20 protein-coding genes are annotated in these 17232 nt (G+C 68.9%); 11 read left to right on the forward strand and 9 right to left on the reverse strand.

From position 1 onward, the window contains the following. Positions 1-391 precede the first annotated feature (391 nt). Both ABZ906_RS39125 and ABZ906_RS39130 read left to right on the forward strand, forming a co-directional pair. Positions 392-1522: a glutathione-independent formaldehyde dehydrogenase gene (locus tag ABZ906_RS39125; RefSeq protein WP_361391150.1), complete on the forward strand. Its 1131-nt coding sequence runs from the start codon at positions 392-394 to the stop codon at positions 1520-1522. 265 nt (positions 1523-1787) lie between these two features. Next, complete coding sequence (locus tag ABZ906_RS39130) at positions 1788-3893, forward strand: regulator (protein ID WP_361390894.1); 2106 nt, start codon at positions 1788-1790, stop codon at positions 3891-3893. A gap of 343 nt (positions 3894-4236) precedes the next feature. Here ABZ906_RS39130 and ABZ906_RS39135 read toward each other — a convergent pair whose 3' ends face one another. The 3 genes from ABZ906_RS39135 to ABZ906_RS39145 form a co-directional block, all read right to left on the reverse strand. Next, the gene (locus ABZ906_RS39135) at positions 4237-4677 is read right to left on the reverse strand and encodes a Dabb family protein (protein WP_361390896.1); all 441 of its coding nucleotides are present in this window, start codon (positions 4675-4677) and stop codon (positions 4237-4239) included. An 11-nt stretch (positions 4678-4688) separates the two neighbouring features. After that, on the reverse strand, positions 4689-5555 hold the full coding sequence (locus ABZ906_RS39140) for an SDR family oxidoreductase (protein ID WP_361390898.1): 867 nt from the start codon (positions 5553-5555) through the stop codon (positions 4689-4691). Positions 5556-5629: 74 nt separating this feature from the next. Further along, a complete protein-coding gene (locus ABZ906_RS39145) occupies positions 5630-5914 on the reverse strand; it encodes a hypothetical protein (RefSeq protein ID WP_361390900.1) in 285 nt (94 codons plus the stop codon). 220 nt (positions 5915-6134) lie between these two features. Here ABZ906_RS39145 and ABZ906_RS39150 point away from each other — a divergent pair, with 220 nt between their 5' ends. The 4 genes from ABZ906_RS39150 to ABZ906_RS39165 all read left to right on the forward strand — a co-directional run bounded on the left by ABZ906_RS39150 (position 6135) and on the right by ABZ906_RS39165 (position 11712). Then, positions 6135-8822, forward strand: a complete 2688-nt coding sequence (locus ABZ906_RS39150; protein ID WP_361390902.1) for an AAA family ATPase — start codon at positions 6135-6137, stop codon at positions 8820-8822. 468 nt (positions 8823-9290) lie between these two features. Next, on the forward strand, positions 9291-10046 hold the full coding sequence (locus tag ABZ906_RS39155; protein ID WP_361391153.1) for an ABC transporter substrate-binding protein: 756 nt from the start codon (positions 9291-9293) through the stop codon (positions 10044-10046). Between the two features lie 41 nt (positions 10047-10087). Then, positions 10088-10873 carry an amino acid ABC transporter permease gene (locus ABZ906_RS39160; protein WP_361191565.1) on the forward strand — a complete coding sequence of 262 codons (786 nt, stop codon included), beginning with the start codon at positions 10088-10090 and terminating at the stop codon, positions 10871-10873. Between the two features lie 5 nt (positions 10874-10878). Then, on the forward strand, positions 10879-11712 hold the full coding sequence (locus tag ABZ906_RS39165) for an amino acid ABC transporter ATP-binding protein (protein WP_361390904.1): 834 nt from the start codon (positions 10879-10881) through the stop codon (positions 11710-11712). A gap of 249 nt (positions 11713-11961) precedes the next feature. Here ABZ906_RS39165 and ABZ906_RS39170 read toward each other — a convergent pair whose 3' ends face one another. After that, positions 11962-12516: a DoxX family protein gene (locus tag ABZ906_RS39170; protein WP_361191559.1), complete on the reverse strand. Its 555-nt coding sequence runs from the start codon at positions 12514-12516 to the stop codon at positions 11962-11964. A 365-nt stretch (positions 12517-12881) separates the two neighbouring features. On the opposite strand from ABZ906_RS39170, the gene ABZ906_RS39175 reads away from it, so the two are divergent. Both ABZ906_RS39175 and ABZ906_RS39180 read left to right on the forward strand, forming a co-directional pair. Further along, complete coding sequence (locus ABZ906_RS39175) at positions 12882-13145, forward strand: hypothetical protein (RefSeq protein ID WP_361390906.1); 264 nt, start codon at positions 12882-12884, stop codon at positions 13143-13145. Positions 13146-13160: 15 nt separating this feature from the next. Beyond that, on the forward strand, positions 13161-13538 hold the full coding sequence (locus ABZ906_RS39180; protein WP_361390908.1) for a VOC family protein: 378 nt from the start codon (positions 13161-13163) through the stop codon (positions 13536-13538). 547 nt (positions 13539-14085) lie between these two features. Here ABZ906_RS39180 and ABZ906_RS39185 read toward each other — a convergent pair. The 3 genes from ABZ906_RS39185 to ABZ906_RS39195 all read right to left on the reverse strand — a co-directional run bounded on the left by ABZ906_RS39185 (position 14086) and on the right by ABZ906_RS39195 (position 15606). Further along, positions 14086-14349, reverse strand: coding sequence for a hypothetical protein (locus tag ABZ906_RS39185; protein ID WP_361390910.1), 264 nt, complete (start codon positions 14347-14349; stop codon positions 14086-14088). Then, positions 14346-14654: a hypothetical protein gene (locus tag ABZ906_RS39190; protein ID WP_361390912.1), complete on the reverse strand. Its 309-nt coding sequence runs from the start codon at positions 14652-14654 to the stop codon at positions 14346-14348. The genes ABZ906_RS39185 and ABZ906_RS39190 overlap by 4 nt, the downstream gene beginning before the upstream one ends. Before the next feature lie 361 nt (positions 14655-15015). After that, on the reverse strand, positions 15016-15606 hold the full coding sequence (locus ABZ906_RS39195) for a hypothetical protein (protein WP_361391156.1): 591 nt from the start codon (positions 15604-15606) through the stop codon (positions 15016-15018). Here ABZ906_RS39195 and ABZ906_RS39200 point away from each other — a divergent pair. Next, positions 15586-15774, forward strand: a complete 189-nt coding sequence (locus ABZ906_RS39200; protein WP_361391177.1) for a hypothetical protein — start codon at positions 15586-15588, stop codon at positions 15772-15774. The genes ABZ906_RS39195 and ABZ906_RS39200 overlap by 21 nt on opposite strands. Before the next feature lie 119 nt (positions 15775-15893). Beyond that, positions 15894-16049, forward strand: a complete 156-nt coding sequence (locus ABZ906_RS39205) for a DUF6131 family protein (protein WP_361191556.1) — start codon at positions 15894-15896, stop codon at positions 16047-16049. A 111-nt stretch (positions 16050-16160) separates the two neighbouring features. Here ABZ906_RS39205 and ABZ906_RS39210 read toward each other — a convergent pair whose 3' ends face one another. Then, positions 16161-16457: a DUF5133 domain-containing protein gene (locus tag ABZ906_RS39210; RefSeq protein ID WP_361390914.1), complete on the reverse strand. Its 297-nt coding sequence runs from the start codon at positions 16455-16457 to the stop codon at positions 16161-16163. Between the two features lie 172 nt (positions 16458-16629). On the opposite strand from ABZ906_RS39210, the gene ABZ906_RS39215 reads away from it, so the two are divergent. Continuing rightward, positions 16630-16824, forward strand: coding sequence for a hypothetical protein (locus ABZ906_RS39215; protein ID WP_361390916.1), 195 nt, complete (start codon positions 16630-16632; stop codon positions 16822-16824). Positions 16825-16932: 108 nt separating this feature from the next. On the opposite strand, the gene ABZ906_RS39220 is transcribed toward ABZ906_RS39215, so the two are convergent. Then, positions 16933-17187 (reverse strand): gas vesicle protein K, encoded by a 255-nt coding sequence (locus ABZ906_RS39220; protein ID WP_361391159.1) that lies wholly within the window; start codon positions 17185-17187, stop codon positions 16933-16935. Positions 17188-17232: the final 45 nt, after the last annotated feature.

Consider the following 17232-nt stretch of genomic DNA (forward strand, 5'->3'; position numbering starts at 1 on the left):
GACCCCGGCCGGAGAGTGCGCGCACGGCAGGGCTCCCTTTGCGCGTGTCGACAGGGGCGGCGAGGACTCTCTCTGGCCCTGGCGGCACGGGTGCCGTGCGGCGGGGTCGAACACGCGCCGACGACGAGCTGCCTCGAACGAGACCAGACGGCAAAGCAACTGCCCGCCAGCATTGTGGCGGCCCGGGCCGCCACAGATACGCGCACCTCTACGCGGCGGCCGGGCCGGTGCATCTTCGCGGGCGCACCCTCGGAGCTGCCGTGCCTGCCGCCCGCTGACCAGGCCGTTCTGCATGCACAGCGGCCCGGGCGCATGGTGGAAAGACGGGGGAAGTCCCCTTTCGCCCTCGGGCCGAGACTGGCCGGAGATGGAACAGAAGGCGGTGAGCCATGTGAAAGCGCTCGTCTACCAGGGCCCGCGGGACGTAGCCGTCCTCGACGTCCCCGACGCCAGGATCGAACGGCCGACCGACGTGATCGTCAAGATCACCTCGACCAACATCTGCGGATCCGACCTCCACATGTACGAGGGGCGCACCCCCATGGAGACCGGCCGGACGCTCGGCCACGAGAACCTCGGAGAAGTGGTCGAGGCCGGTGACGCGGTGGACCGGGTGAAGGTCGGCGACCGGGTCTGCCTCCCCTTCAACGTCGGCTGCGGGTTCTGCGCCAACTGCGAGCGCGGCCTCACCGGCTTCTGTCTCTCGGTCGACTCCGACACACCGGGCGGGGCCTACGGATTCGCCGCCATGGGCACGTACGCAGGCGGCCAGGCGGAGTACCTGCGCGTCCCCTGGGCCGACTTCAACTGCCTCGTCCTGCCGGAGGACGCCGCGGAGAAGGAGAACGACTACGTCATGCTCGCGGACATCTTCCCCACGGGCTACCACGCCACCGAGCTGGCCGACGTCTCACCGGGCGAGTCCGTGGTCGTATACGGAGGCGGCCCGGTCGGGCTGATGGCCGCCTACTCCGCCCACCTGCGCGGGGCGAGCCAGGTACTGGTCGTCGACCGCCACAGCGACCGCCTGCGGCTGGCAGAAGAAGCCGGTGCCGTGGCGATCGACGACTCTGAGGGTGACCACGTCCAGCGAATCCTCGACCTCACCGGCGGCGGCGCCGACAAGGGCTGCGAGTGCGTCGGCTACCAGGCCCACGACCCGCAGGGCCAGGAGCGCCCAGAAGCGACCATGAACGACCTCGTCGCCTCGGTGAAGGCGACCGGCGCCATCGGCGTGGTCGGCGTCTTCCTCCCTCAGGACGAGGGCGCCCCGACCGAGCTCACCCGGCAGGGCAAACTCCCCTTCGACTTCGGCCAGTTCTGGTTCAAGGGACAGCGGATCGGAACCGGCCAGGCCAATGTGAAGGCCTACAACCGCCACCTCTGCAACCTCATCCACCACGGCAGGGCCAAGCCGTCGTTCATCGTCTCGCACGAGCCGCCGCTCGACGAGGCCGCCGACGCCTACCGGCACTTCGACGACCGCGACCCCGGATGGACGAAAGTCGTGCTCAAGCCCTGACCCCCGCCTACGCTGCCCCGCGCCGGCCGCCCTGCCTAACCGACGACGTCAAGCGCCAGGGCGGTGACCATGCCTACTTCACCTCCCTTGATCGGTGACGATCCGTGATGGCTGTGGGGGTTCGTTTACCGACCCGAGTCGGATCGGTCCTGCGTTCTCGTGACGTGTCGGCCATGAGTAGCGGTCAACTCCTGGCAATCGGCGACCCGCAGCGTCGTGTTCGTGCAGACTCGCGGCACAGCGATGTGCTGGGGAGCTGAGGCTCATGGTTCAGGGCACGAACGGGCGACGGGGCAACCTCCCGTGCGCGTCGACGAGTTTCGTGGGGCGGCAGAGGGAGATTGCCGCCATCGGCGCGCTGCTTTCCCGGGAACGTTTGGTGACGTTGACGGGCGCCGGCGGAATAGGCAAAAGCCGTCTGGCCCGGCACGCCGGGGTCCTGCAGGCATCCGACTTCCCCGATGGGGTGTGGCTGGTCGAACTGTCCCCTCTGCGCGAGGCCTCGTCGATCGCGCTGTGCATCTACGAGGCGCTACAGCTGGCCGATCAGAGCGCGCAGCCCGCAGTGCAGGTGGTGGCCGAATGGCTCGAAGGCAGGAAGCTGTTGCTGTTGCTGGACTGCTGCGAGCACCTCCACCAGCAAGTCGCCGCAGTAGCCGAGGAGTTGCTGACGGCTTCGCCGGGGCTGAGGATCCTGGCCACGAGCCGCCGCCCCCTCGAGTCCGCGCAGGAATACGTCCTGCCGGTGCCTCCGCTGCCACTGGGGTCGGTTCCCGGCGCGGGGGAGGGGCCGGACGGGTCCGCGGTGGAGTTGTTTATGGACCGGGCCCGCACCGCCGCTCCGGGCCTGATCGAGGCCGGCAGGGACGACGAGGACGTGGCCTACATCTGCAGCCGCCTGGGCGGGATTCCGTTGGCCATCGAACTGGCCGCCGCACAGCTGCCGGAAATGGACCTGAACCACCTCCGCTGGGCCCTGTGTACCCGCCTGCGAACCCTGACCTCGCCGAATTCTGTGCAGGACACCAACGAGCAGCGGCACCTGTCGCTGCACACCACGATCGGGTGGAGCCACGAACTGTGCGCCCCGCTGGAGCGCCTGCTCTGGGCGCGAGTGTCGGTCTTCAGCGGCGGCTTCGACGAGGAAGCCGCAGAATGGGTGTGCGGCGCGGCCCCACTCCAGGGCGAACGCATCGAGCCGCTGCTTGCCGCGCTCGTCGGCAAGTCCATCGTCCAACGCGTCACCACCCCACGCGGTCCGCGCTACCACCTGCTCGACACGGTGCGCGAGTACGGTCAGGAATGGCTCGGCGAACTCGGTGAGGCCCCCGCCACAGCGGAGCGGCACCGGGACTACTACCGGTGGCTGGCACGGGTCGGCAACCGCGAGTGGGCCGGGCCCGACCAGGTTGGCTGGTACGACCGCCTCACCACTGAATATGCCAATGTGTGCCTCGCGCTGGAAAACTGCCTGGCGTCACCGGCGCCGGGCATCGCGCTCGAAATGGCGGGTGACCTCTGGTTCTTCTGGGCCGGGTGCGGATACATTCGCGAGGGACGCGGCTACTTGGAGCGGTCCCTGGCAGCAGCGACAAACCAGCCTCCCGGCGACGAGCGGTTCTGGGCCCTGTGGGCGCTGGGCATCGTAGCTGTGACCCAAGGAGACTTCACCAGGGTCGAGGTGGTGGAGGACCAGTGCCTGTTGCTGGCCGAGCAGCTCGGCGCCCCGAAAGCGATCACCGCGGCACGATTCCTCACGGGCGCGCGCTGGTCGGCGACCGGCCGGCCCGCGCAGGCCGTTGCTCTCTTGGAAGAGATCCTGGGCCCGGCCGATGGTGTCGGCAAACCGTTCGCGGTCCACCTCCTGGCCCTCGGCATGAAGACGTTTGCCTTGTTGCAGACGGGCGACTTCACCCTGGCCGCCCAGTCGGCCGAGCAGTTGCGCAAGGAGTGCGAGGACCGTGGCGAGCAGTGGATGCGCAGCTTCGCGTTGTACTACCTGTCGGTGGCCGCGATGGCCGACGACAACGCTGCTCGTGCCGCGCTGCACGCCCGTGCCTCGCTCGCGATCCGGTGGCGGATCAACGACACGTTCGGAGCCGCGCTGGCGCTCGACGCGCTGGCACCGGCCCTGGTCGCACCCGACCCGGACCAGGCGGCCCTGGTGATCGGCCTCGTCGATGCCCTGTGGGCCTCCATCGGCCGATCCCGCATGGGTTCGCCCGAACTTCTGTCTGCCCGGGAAGCCTGCGAGACTTTGACACGCCGAGCGATCGGAGACGACGCCTACACGGCTGCATACCGCAAGAGCGCGCAGAGCGACATCGACACCGGCATCAGCTACACCCTGAGCCTACGGGCACCCGATTGAGACGTCCGCTCGCGCACGCTCAGCGCCACCGCGCTAGCCCTCGGGGGAGGGCGGGTGAGCCGACGAGTCATGAGGGTGATGAAAGTCCATGTGAGCCTCCGCAGTAGTGCCCCCTCTCCCTCTCCGCGCGGGCGGCCGGAGGCGTCGCGGCTCCACCGCGGCGAACGGGGCGTCCGTACGCAGTGCTCGGCTGAGTGGTGCGCCCGCTCCCTGCTCTCGGGAGGGGCGCACCATGGCTCTGCCGTGTAGGACGGCTACTGGTCCAGCCTCCGTTGGTCGAGCGGCCGACGCTGCGACCTCGGCGCGGACGTGGGCAGCTAGCAGCGCGTTCCCCCGGGCGCGGTCACTGGGCGGTGCCGGACGCCGCGCCCGGCATGGTTCGGCCGGGGGCCGCGCTGCCGGTGTACGCGCCGAGACCGGAAACCAGTGCGGCTATGTCAGGCAGAGCCTCGTACCGGCGCCGGTGGATGTCAGCGATCTTCGCGCCGACCTCCGGGGCCGGGTCGTCGGTGATGTCGAACGAAATGAATATGTCCACCAGCGGCAGTCCGATCCGATCGGTGTGCAGATGCGCCGGGTGGTTCATGTACTCCTCGTACCCCGCAAGATCCTCCAGCACGAAGACGGCCCCGTACTCGTACTCTCCGCCGAAGTCCGCGCCCACGGTGTACGACTTGACGGACGGAATGCTCCTGCCTTGGTGGCGCAGGCTTTCGAGAGCAGCATCCCTGTCTTCGGTCGAAACGCCTTTGCGCAGAGTGAAGCGGTTTCCGTGGTAGATCATCGGTTGTCCTTTCAGGCCTTGTTCAGGGCCGGGGTGAAGGCGGTGGCGTGGTCTCGGGCGAAGTCGGTGAGGTCGCGGGCGGGGCGTCCCGTGAGGTCGGGGACGGACGTGTGCACCTCGGCGGCCTCGCCCCTGCGGTAGTGGGCGTAGTCCTCGACGAGGCCGGCGAGTTGCCAGGGCGGGAGAACACCGGTCAGCGCGGCGGTGAAGCGGTCGGCACTGGCGTCGTGGAAGGTGATGTGCCGTCCGGTGGCGGTGGACAGCGCCTCGGCGATCTGGTCGTGGGTCATGGCGCGCGGGCCGGTCAGCGTGTAGATGCGGCCGTGGTGTCCCGGGGTGGTCAGTACGGCTGCGGCGGCGTCAGCGATGTCCCTGGTGTCGATGGCGCTCACGGCGGCGGTGCCGATGGGCGCGGTCAGGAAGCCCCGGGCGATGGTGCCCGCGAGGCCGAGAAGTGCCTGGAGGTAGAGGTTGGGGCGCAGCACGGTGTGGTTGAGTCCGAGGCCCGCCACATGTCCTTCGACCTCGGCGTGCCAGCGCAGGAACCGTACCGGTGAGTCGGCGCGGGCCGCGTACTGGGAGAGCAGCACGAGCTGTTGTACTCCGGTGTCGCGGGCGAGGTCGGCGAAGCGGATCTGGAGCTCTGCGGCGTCCGGGGCCGAGGGGCTGTTGAGGAAGGCGGCGTCGACGCCGTGCAGCGCGGCGGTGACGGAGGCGGGATTCGTGAGGTCGGCGACGACGTTTTCGGCGCCGGGGACGGGCCGGCCGGCGTCGCGGATCATGGCGCGGACGGTGACGCCTCGGGCCAGCAGAGCGGGGACCAGGTCGCGGCCGATGGTGCCGGTCGCGCCGGTCACGAGCACGGTGGGGGTGTTCATGGGGGTGGGCCTTTCTGGGGTCGGGCGGCTGGGGTGGTTCCGTGAGATCGGTGGGTGCGGTGGTTTCTGCGAGTTCAGTGCGTGCCCGCGGTGGCTGTGGCTGGCTGTGTCCGGAGGGTGGACACGAGTGAGAGTGCGAAGGTGATGAGGACGAGAGCTGTCTGGCCGAGGAGGGCTGCGGTGAATGAGATGTCGCCGTGTGTTCCCGAGATGCCGTTGGCGATCCCGGCGAGGGCGGCGAGCCCGACCGCGCTGTCGGGAATCACCAGGAACACCGCGGTGGCCAGAGCGGCCATCGCCACACCGCGTGGCGGCCGCCGGCGGGCGAGCAATGCCGTGAGGGCGGGCGCATCGCTCATGTCTCGTCCTTCGCGGAGGGGGCTTGCGGCGGCGTCCGACGCGTGAAGGGGCCTGCGGGCGCTGTTCGTTCCGGTTCCGTGCGGTGCATGCCAGGACGATCCCGTGAACAGTGCCGCGTTCGCGTCGGTGAGAATCACCTACGTATGCCGGAGGTCGCGTCGGCAGGCGCTGCCGGTGACGGGCGGACGCCTGGACGACATCACCGCTAGGGTTTCGATCATGTCGACGACGCCCGCCCGCACGCTCCTCGGTCGGCACGACGAGGTCACTCGCCTCCTGGACCTGGTCGGCGCTGCGGAACAGGGCCGGGGCGGTGTCCTCGTCCTGCGAGGCGAACCCGGCATCGGCAAGACCGCGTTGCTGGAACACGTCGAGCGTGCGGCACCCAAGGAGTTCCAGGTCATCCGCGCTTCGGGTGCGGAGTTCGAGGGTGAACTGCCCTTCGCGTCGCTGCACCAGCTGTGCGTGCCGGTACTGGCGCACCTGGAATCGCTGGCGCCCGCCTACCGCGATTCCCTGCTCGTCGCGTTCGGGCTCTCCGACGGCACGCCGGACGCGTTCCGTGTCGGCCTGGCCGCGCTGCAACTGCTGGCGACCGCCGCGTCACAGCGCCCGGTGCTGTGCCTGGTCGACGACGCACACTGGATGGACGCCGCGTCCGCGCAGGCGCTCACGTTCCTGGCACGGCGCGTTGCGGCCGAACCGATCGCGATGGTGTTCGCGGCACGCGACGCGGGAACGCTCCGCGGCCTTGACGAACTGCCAGGGCTGACCGTCGGTGGCCTGAGCGACGCGCACGCGCGCGCGTTGCTGGCCGAGCAGAAGGTCCTGACGCTCGACGAGCGGGTGCGCGATCGTCTGCTCGCCGAGGCACGCGGCAACCCGTTGGCGCTGATCGAGCTGCCGAAGGCGGGCGGCTTCGCGCCGCTGACACCGTCCCCGGTCGCGAGCCGGATCGAGCGGAGCTTCGAAGCCAGGATGGCGGAACTGCCCCTGGAAGCACGGTTGCTGCTGACCCTCGCCAGCGCCGATCCGACCGGCGACCCGGGGCTGCTGTGGCCGGCCGCGCAACTCCTTGGCCTCGGCGTTCCGGCCGCGAGCGCCAGCGCCGAGGCGTCCAGTCTTGTGCGGTTCGGCACCCGTACGCGGTTCTGCCACCCACTGGCACGCTCGGCCGCCTACCGTGCGGCCGAGCCGGAGCAGCGCCGGGCGGCACACCGGGCACTGGCCGAGGCCACCGACCCCGTCGCCGCCCCGGACCGGCGGGCCTGGCACCGCGCGCAGGCCACCACGGGCCCGGACGAACAGGTCGCGGCGGAGCTGGAGTCATCGGCGTCCCGCGCCCAGGCACGCGGGGGCGTATCGGCCGGCGCCGCGTTCCTTGAACGCGCGGCGGAACTCTCGCTCGATGCCGGCAGACAGAGCGAGCGCGCGCTCGCCGCCGCGCGGGCCACCCTCGCGGCGGGCCGGGCGGACGCGGCGGGCGAGCTGCTGACCGGCATCGATGCCGAGTCGCTCGACGACCTCCAGCACGCCGCCTTCGACCTCCTGCGCGGGCAGATCGCCTTCGCCCGGGGCGCGGACGGGGTCGTGCGCGGACCCGAACTCATCCTGCGGGCCGCGCGGCGCCTCGCAGGCAGCGATCCGCACCGCGCACGCGCATACTGCGTGGCGGCCCTGGAGATGGGCCTCGCCGTGGGACGGGCCGCAGGAGTGATGGACCAGGTGCTCGAGGCCGCCCGCACGGCGCCGGCCTCCGGCACGCCGGATCTCCTCGACGCGCTGGTACTGCTCAGCAGCGAAGGGCACCGAGCCGGGGTACCGGCACTGCGGCGGGCACTGGTCGGCGACGAGGCCGACGGCGCTGCCCGATGGGCCAGTACGCCCGCGCTGGCCACCGTCATCGCGGGCGAGCTGTGGGACTTGGACCTGCACGCGAAGATCGTGGAATGGCTGGTGCGTGCCGGCCGGGACACGGGTTCACCGATGATCATCCGGCTCGGCCTGTCCCAGCTCAGCCTGTCCGCGGTGTTCACCGGCGACTTCGGGCGGGCGATGGCCGCGATCGCCGAGGAGGAAGCGCTCGCCGACGCGGTCGGTGACCTCCCGCAGCTTTACCCCAGAGTGCACCTGGCGGCGTGGCGTGGCCGCCGTCAGGAGGTGCTCGACCTGTTCGCCGAAGTGACGAACCGGCCCAGCGGGCAGCTGACGGGAAATGCCCACTGGGCGACGGCCGTGCTGTACAACGGCCTGGCCGACTACCCGGCCGCGCTGGCCGCCGCCAAGCGCGCGGTGGCGGGCGGCGACCTGTTCCTCACCGGCATCGCGCTGCCCGAACTGGTGGAAGCCGCAGTCCGATGCGGCGAGAGCGCCGCCGCACGGTCGGCGCTGGAGTCCCTGGTCAAGCGTACGGAGCCCGCGGGAACCCGATTCGCCCTCGGCGTGGCCGCAGGGGCGCGGGCACTGGTCAGCGACGCGGAGGATGACCACCGGGAGGCACTTGAGTACCTGACGAACACCACGCTGGTCCCGCACCTGGCGCGGGCGCACCTGCGGTACGGGGAATGGCTGCGCCGCGCCGGCCGCCGCCGTGACGCACGCGAACACCTGCGCACCGCGCACGAGCAGCTCTCGGAAACCGGACTGGAGGCGTTCGCCCGGCGGGCCGCGGACGAACTGCGCGCGACCGGGGAAGTCGCCCGCAGCCGCTCCGAACACACCTACGACCGTCTGACCATGCAGGAAACACACATCGCACGCCAGGTCGCGGCGGGTGCGACGACGAAAGAGGTGGCCGGGCGCCTGTTCCTCAGCCCGCGCACCGTGGACGCCCACCTGCGGAACATCTTCCGCAAGCTCGGTATCACCTCCCGCAGGCAACTCAGGGACATGCCCGATCTCGGGTGACGCGGCACGCGCATCATCCGCTCCAGGAAGGGCCCGGGGCCGCGGGCGTCCAACTCGCCGCGACGGCACCCTTGCTCACCAGACCACCGCCTGCGTGACCGTACGCAGGCGGAGGTCGTCGCGTACGAGCCGGGGCTCGTCGTGCCGGGCGCTACGGGGACAGGTCCTCTCCGCGTCTCCGGCCGCCCTTCGCCGTCGATCCGGAAGCTGACGCAAAGTAAGGCCGGGGTGGCAGAGGGGAGTTGATGCTGCGGAGATCGATTGTGTTACCCATACGCAACCCCGAGGGCAGGACAAGAGCCCCGGGCGATGGCAGGATGCACCGCAGCTTGCGCAGCACACAGCGCTGTTGATCTCGCTCGCGCCCTGGTCCGAGCCCGCCCTGGAGGTCCTGTGTCCGCTCGTCCCCCCAAGCCCGTTCGTTCCCCGGTGGCTGCCATAGCCCTGACCGCGGTCGCCGCCCTGCTGATGACGGGCTGCACCAGCACCAAGTCCGACAGCGACGGCGACAAGAACGGCTCGGGGGTCAAGCTCGTCTCGTCCGGCAAGCTCAAGACCTGCACGCATCTGCCCTATCCGCCGTTCCAGTCGAAGAAGGACGGCAAGATCGTCGGCTTCGACGTGGATCTGGTCGACCTGGTCGCCAAGGAACTGGGCGTCGAGCAGGAGATCGTCAACACGCCTTTCGAGGGCATCGAAACCGGCCAGGACTTCAACATCCGCAAGTGCGACCTGGCCGCCGCAGGCATGACGATCACCGACGAGCGCGACAAGGTCATGGACTTCTCGGACCCCTACTTCAACGCCACCCAGGCGCTGATCACCAAGAAGGGGCAGCCCTACAAGACCTTCAAGGATCTCAAGGGCAAGAAGCTCGGCTACCAGAAGGCCACCACCGGCGGCATCTACGCCAAGAAGGAGAGCAAGGGCCTCGACATCGAACTCGTGGAGTACGAGGACGTCGGCCTGCTGCTCACGGCGGTCAAGGCCGGCAAAGTCGACGCGGGCATCAATGACAACGGCGTGCTCTTCGAATACATCAAGGACAACCCGGACACCGAGGTGACCGCGGAGTTCGACACCGGTGAGAAGTACGGAATCGGCTTGCGCACGGGCAACGACGCACTGCGCTCGAAGGTCAACAAGGTCCTCAAGGAGGCCCGGACCGACGGCAGTTACGACAAGATCTACAAGAAGTGGTTCGGCACCGCACCGCAGAGCTGACCTCGAGGATCCAAACGGCTGACCAGAGGAGTTCTGCACGTATGTCCATGTCCCGACGGCAGCGGGCACGGCTGTTCCGCGGCGTCCAGTACGCCGTGCTGTTCATCGCCATAGCCGTGTTCGCGCTGGTGGCCGACTGGGGCACGCTGCGCCAGGCATTCTTCGACGTGGAGATCGCCAAGGCGCTGTTCCCCGAGGTGATCACCACCGCGCTGGTCAACACCGCCTACTACACGCTGCTCGGCTTCGGCTTCGGCCTGGGGCTCGGCATCGTCCTTGCGCTGATGCGGCTGTCCACGGTGCCTCCCTACCGCTGGATCGCGATCGCCTACATCGAGTTCTTCCGCGGCGTTCCCTCCCTGCTGGTGTTCATCGCGCTCGGCTTCGGGGTGCCGCTGGCCTTCGAGGTCGCGCTCGACATGAACATCACGGTGATGCTGTCACTGGGCCTGGTGGGCGCCGCCTATATGGCCGAGACGATCCGCGCGGGCATCCTGGCGGTGCCCAAGGGCCAGAGCGAGGCCGCCCGTTCGCTGGGCATGTCACCGGGGCGCGCGATGGTGTCGATCGTCATGCCGCAGGCATTCCGGATCGTGCTGCCGCCGTTGACCAACGAGCTGATCCTGCTCACCAAGGATTCCTCACTGGTGTATCTGCTCGGCCTCTCGCTCGGCCAGTTCGAGCTGGCCAACTTCGGCCGGGACGCGCTGAACGAGCACAAGAGCCTGACCCCGATCCTGATCGCCGGACTGCTGTATCTCGTCATCACCCTCCCGCTCGGCCATCTGGTGCGGCGGCTCGAGGCCCGTACGGCGAAAGCCAGGTGAGCACCATGAAGTTGGACAAGACACCCGACGCACCCGCCCCCTCGGGCCAGGCGATCGAGGTGCGCGAGCTACGCAAGTCATTCGGCGATCTGCAGGTGCTCAAGGGCATCGACTTGACGGTCGGACGCGGCGACGTGGTCTGCGTCATCGGCCCTTCGGGCTCCGGCAAGTCGACCCTGCTGCGCTGCGTCAATCTCCTGGAAGAACCCACGTCGGGCACGGTGACGGTAGCCGGCACGGAGGTCACCGACCCCGATGTGGACATCGATCGCGTACGCCGCCGGATCGGCATGGTCTTCCAGTCCTTCAACCTCTTCCCGCACCTCACGGCACTGGAGAACCTGACCATCGCGCAGCGCCGCGTACTGCGGCGCAGCAAGGAGGAGGCGGAGCGCATCGCGCGGGCCAACCTTGAGCGGGTGGGCCTCGTCGACAAGGAGCAGTCCTATCCGGCGCAGCTCTCCGGCGGCCAGCAGCAGCGGGTCGCGATCGCCCGGGCGCTGTCCATGGACCCCGAGCTGATGCTCTTCGACGAGCCGACCTCCGCGCTCGATCCCGAGCTGGTCGGGGACGTACTGGCGGTGATGCGCTCGCTGGCCCGGGAGGGCATGACGATGCTGGTCGTCACCCACGAGATGAGCTTCGCGCGCGAGGTCGCCGACCGGGTGGTCTTCATGGACGACGGAGTGATCGTCGAGGAGGGCACGCCCGAACGCGTGGTGGGCGACCCGCAGCACGAGCGGACCCGACTTTTCCTGGCGCGCGTGCTCGATCCCGCGGCGGCGGAAATGGGCGAGGTCCCGGACACAGGACCGCACGAGAAGCGCGTGGACCGCTGAGCGCACCTCGCGGATCTGCCCCTGTTGGCGCCTTCGGCTAGCCCAATGCGCGCCGGGTCGGTGCTGCTTCGAACCCGGTGCGCAGACCTTGATGGCGACGTTTCGTCGTCGTCCCGCCGGTCGGGCCAGGCGTGCCCCCTTGACCGGTATCCGGCGGGACGACGACGCCGTGACGTCAGTCGTGCGAGGCTCGGCGCCGGGCGCGCGCCGAACGCCCTGCTCGGCGGTGTGCCAGTGGACGAGCAGGGATCAGAACTGCCGCGCGACGGTCTGCTGTGCGTTCTTGGACATCGATCGGAGAGTGCCGGCTGCGTCATTGAGCGTGCTCGACGCTTCGCGGCGGGCGTGACGGGCACTGCGGCGTCCTGCCACCGCGGCGGCCTGTGTCCGGTAGGCGAGAGAGGGCTTGCCGTGTGTGTCAGCTGCCGCGATGAGGAGTCCGCCGAGCAGCGAGAGATTCTTGAGGAACTGAGTGCGCTGGGCCGCCCGCTGATCCTTGTCCTCCTCCTTCCACCAGGCGTGCCCGGCGAGGGTTGTCGGCACGAGCGAACCGGCCAGCGCGAGGGCGGCGAGGCGCGGAACGCGTCCGGTCGCGAGCATCAGCCCGGCTCCCACCTGGACCGCGCCGTTGACGCGGACCAGCTGTTCCGGATTCTCGGTGAGCCGGGGGATGCGGAAGGCCAGCGGGACCGCCACCGGTTCGGCCGCGGGGGCCACGCGCTTGGGGTCTCGCAGAGTGCTCCAACCTCCGGCGAGGAAGACAGAGGCGAGCATGGGTCGGGCGACTTTCCTGAGAACGGGCATACCTTCTGGTCACCCGCAATCCGCGAACTCAAACAGACGTTACGCCTGCCGTGGTCGGGGTGCGCTTCTTATCTGCGTTCCTCGCCGTTACCTTCGGGGCCGGGCAGGGCCGGGTATGCCGGTGTCGTGGCATACACGACGGCCTCCGGGGACGCCCGCGGCCAGGTCGGCGGTGATGGATCTGCCGACGGGCTGGGGATCGACGGAGACGTGAGAAGCCGGGCGCTGAGCAATCATCCAGCCGAAGCCGCCGGGCGGTGCGGGGCCGGGGCGGACGAGGCAGGGCGGCGTGGTGGTGTCGTCGCCCACTTGTACCAGCAGGGAAGCGTTCTCGAGGCGGGCGTGGAACCGGGGGAGCCCGCTACGTGCAGGATCGCGTTGCAGGCCCACTCACTGGTCACCAACAGGGCATCCGCACGCCCGACCTCGGCGGGATGCCCGACCTGATCACCCTCGCCTGCCTCGCCATTACCGGCGGACGCACGCTGTCCCCGCGCTGGGTCCGCCAGACGTACTGTCGTCACACCAACCACCTCGGCACCCAGTGGAGCGACGCCGGTCTCGTTGGCGCCCTGCGCGCGTTCGCTGATGCCACCGGCCTGACGTCCCTCCACGAAGCCGATCAATGACCCCCGGAGGACGACGTGTTCCACGGCATCCGCGCCATCATGATCGTCGCCGAGGACCCTGAGACGTCCGCCCGCTGGTGGGCCAGCGTCCTCGACACCGAGGTCCGCCTCGACGTCAGCGACAAGAACGGCGCCGTGTACGCCTGGCTCGATGTCGCCGGCATCGAGTTCGGGTTCCACCCCCTGGACGAGAAGAACAACCGCCGCGGCGGCAGCCCGGTCCCGTACTGGAGCGTCGACGACGTCGCCGCCGTACGCCGGCAACTGATCGACGCAGGATGCACCCCCCACCGGGGCCCCCTCGACGTCGCGGACGACCCCAGCGGACGCACCAGGCGCATCGCACAGCTAACCGACCCGTTCGGAAACGTCATCGGGATCGATGGCTTCTGACCCTCTCGGAGGCACCCATGCGCCATGGCCGCTCACGCAACTCACCCTGACCACCACTGACCTGGTTCTCGCGACCCAGACGACGGCCGGCTCGACGAGTTCGCTGCATAGGACGCTGCCCGGATGCGTCACCGCCCGTGAGTGGAGTCCGCGCGGGGGCCGGGCCGCACCGACTTGGCCATCCTCGGCGAAGGCAGTCATGAGCCGCTGGCCCTGGTGGAGCTGAAGCCGACGCTGCGCGCGAGGTTGCCCGCAGCCGTCTGGCCGCCGCCCTGGGATCTGTGTGGACGGGACCATCTCCGCCGGATCGGCCTTCGATATCGGTGGCCATCCACTATTTCCTCACCGCCGTGGAATAGCCCGCGCGGGCCGTGCTGCTCCCCGTGCACGCGGGGATGGACCCGAGCCGGGTAGAGGAGCCCGACTCGTCCGCCTCTGCTCTCCGCGCACGCGATGATGGATCCTGTGGGACCAACGTGCGGGGGATGGACCTCGCGCCAGGCATCGCGTCAGGCGGAGGTCATCTGCTCCCTGCGGTTGCGGGGTATCAGGCTTCGGCGGGCGGCTCGCGGACGGCGACGAGGTTGATGCGTCCGGTGTGATCGCTGATCAGCAGGACGGTGATGGCGCTGGGGAGTTGGGCGGAGCGCATCCTGACGGGTCCGTCGACGTCAAGGCCTTCAGGCCGGGTGACGGCGTCAGGGTCTTCTTCAAGGCGCGGGAGCAGGTTAAAAAAAGCGAACTGGGCCTCGGTGGGGAGAGAGGCGATCAAGTCGAGGGCGAACTGGTCGCGTGAAAAGTGCCAGGTCACGCCGCGCTGTGTCCTTGATGTTGCCGCATTGTCTGCTCCCACTGATCCCAGGCGGCCCGTGATTCGGAGGTCTCACGGTACTCGGTCGGTAGCTCTCCGTTGTGCGTCTTGGCGTATTCGAGGAGGGCATCCATCTCCGGGGTGACCTCGTTCTGCCAGTCCTCGACGAACTGCTGCCAGCGGGCGAGAACGTCCGGGAGGTCGGGGAGCGGCGTGAGGTTGACCTGGCGCAGGAACGTCTGGCGGGTGTCGGCGACGGGGATCGCGTGGGCGATTGAGTCGATGGTCCACGGCTGCTCGCTCATGCCGTCCTCCGAGGCTGCGTATGTACGGTTCGTGGTTCCAGGTTGACAGTCGGATGGTACCGCCCGGCCGGCCGGGCGGGCGGGCAACGCGGGATGCGGATGACTGATCACGACGATGCCCCCGTGCCGAGCTGAGCTGGACCCATGCTGCTCCCGCGTGGACGGTCGGCAGATGTTCCAGGGTCGGCCGGCTGGCCTCGTGAGCCACGGTGTACCACAGCGGGCACATCTGTTCCTGCTCCTCGGCCTCGTGCCACGCCTCGGCCAGCCGACCCGGCAGAGCGCGGAAAGCGGGGGTGGTGAGGCTGGGCGGCAGGCCGTGTTTCCACGGCGCTCAGCCGCGCCTGTTCTCCGCGGGATCTCACTGCTCGAGTGGGCAGACAGTGAGCTTTCTGGTCATGCTGGCGAGAAACGCACCGTCCGGGCTGAAGGTGAGGGAACTGACGGCGCTGTTGGTGCCGGTAGTGAGGACCGCGATGCTCCTGCCGCTGACCGTGTCCCGCAGGGTGACGGTGCCGTCAAGGAAACCGCCCGTCAGGACCCCGCTGTGCCCGAACGCGACACAGGTCACGCCGGAGCTGGGTCCGGTGATGGTCGCGGACGTCTTGCGGGCTGCGATGTCCTGAGTGTGATCCGCCCATCGCGGCGCAGGCTCGCCAGCGTCTTCCCGTCGGAGCTGAGGGCCAGGGGGTTGCCCTGCGGGGGAGTTCGTTTCGGTCTCTGCTCCGGACAAGTCGCATCCGAGGTGCAGCGGCTGCCCGGCGGTGGTCAGCAGGGTGGGCCTGCCGTTCGGAGTCCCTGCCCCACCGCCGCCCGTGGACGTCGTGCTGCACGTGTAGTACTGCCGATCGGCCGCGATACACACCCCGGCACCTGCCCGGAGACAGTCGCCGCCACGGTGGTCAGCGGCAGGACCCGGACGGAGTCCGCCATGCTGCGGGAAGGCGATCACAAACTCGATCTGCGCGCGGCCCTGCTGTGGCGTTGCGGCCCCAATGGGGCCGGGCGGACGGGGGTGGCTCGTCGGCAGATGGCGTCGCATTCGATGAGCGACGACAAAAAGAGCTTGTTCGTGCATGGGCAAGTCAAGGAGGGGCACACGGAGGTCGCGCGGCAATGAACCGGCAACCGCACAGTTCGCGGATGTCGGGTTTACCCGATCCGGCTGTGCAGAGGGCGGGAGACGCGGGCCGGAAAGAAGGCCGCGCATCTCGAAATTACTTGACGTTAGGAATCCACATGATTGTCCTGGGCGCCATCTTGCTCATCATCGGTCTACTGGCCGGTATCTCCCTGCTGTCGACAGTGGGCGGCATTCTCGTCGTGGTCGGCGCTGTCCTGTGGGTCCTGGGCGCCAGCGGGCGCGCGGTGGGGGGACGCAAGCACTATTTCTAGCAGGGACGGGCTTGTCCCTTGTGGGTCCTCCCTCTCCGTTCGTGAGAGGGAGGACCCTTCGCGTGTCGCGAAGACTCCGCGGGCCCGGGCGAATTGCGACAGGGCCTGCGGTCAGGCGGCTTCGGTGACGTCGTCCTGCTTCTGCGCGGGCGAGAGCGCCCCGACACTTGACGTCACGGTCGGCAGGTCAGTGGCGGTGCTTTCCACTATGGCGTCCGCAGCACGCATTGCCTCGAAGATATTGGTGGTGCCCGTCATGACGCAGAGCGTGTAAGCGTGGTCCTCTCGTGTACGGGCTTTCTCAGGCGTCGAATGACGCTCGTCATCGATGGCAGCGTCGGCGTATCGCGCCAATGCCCGTCGAAGTTCGGCAGGCGTGGGAAGCAGCACCGTCATCTCCTTGCGCATCAGGAGCCTCTGTCAGTCGAGGCCTTTGCTGTCCCATGTGCCCCGAAACTGCGGTCCTACGGCGAGAATTTGGCCGTTCTCAAGACGCTTTTCGGCCCGGCCTCGCGATAATCAATGGCAGTCCGGACTGTCTGACTCCGCTCACGGACCCATTTCTGGGTACACGAAGATCATGCGAACCCATCTGGCCGATCTGGCTGCGTCCAGTTCCGCTCCTGTGCTGCTGGCCGTGATCATTTTCGGGCTGGTCAGCGTCTATCTCGCGGGACGTAGGTGGACTCTTGCCGAGGAACCGTCCCGAGACGGTTCCTCGGCCGCGCCGGGAAGCGTTCCCGGCCTGAACTCCGACGTGGAACTGCCGCGTTGACGCCGAACCGCGCCACGACGTGCCTTCGGGGATCCGGTATCCCCGAATCCCCGAAGGCACGAATCCCTCAATCCACGAGAAGAGCCTTGATCACGTGCTCTGCCGCCGTCAGCGCGGCAGCAGCGGTCCCAGCGGCCCCAGGTCGATGTTGAGGTCCTCGGGGCCGAGGTCATAGCGCTCGCGCAGTTCGGCCATCCGGTCCTCCAGCAGCATCAAGGTAAGACCGATCCGCTCCTCCTGGTCCTCCGACAGATCCCCCGTGTCGAAGCGGCGTACGGCCTGACGTTCCATCAACTGCCGCAGCAGCTCCACGATGGTGAGCACGAGCTTCATCAAGTCGCGTTCCACGGTGTCAGGATCGATCTTGACGTGTCCGGACCGCCGCTCTGCCGGGGTGCCGGAAGGAGC

The sequence above is a fragment of the Streptomyces sp. NPDC046925 genome, assembly GCF_040644915.1.
Classification (GTDB): Bacteria; Actinomycetota; Actinomycetes; order Streptomycetales; family Streptomycetaceae; genus Streptomyces.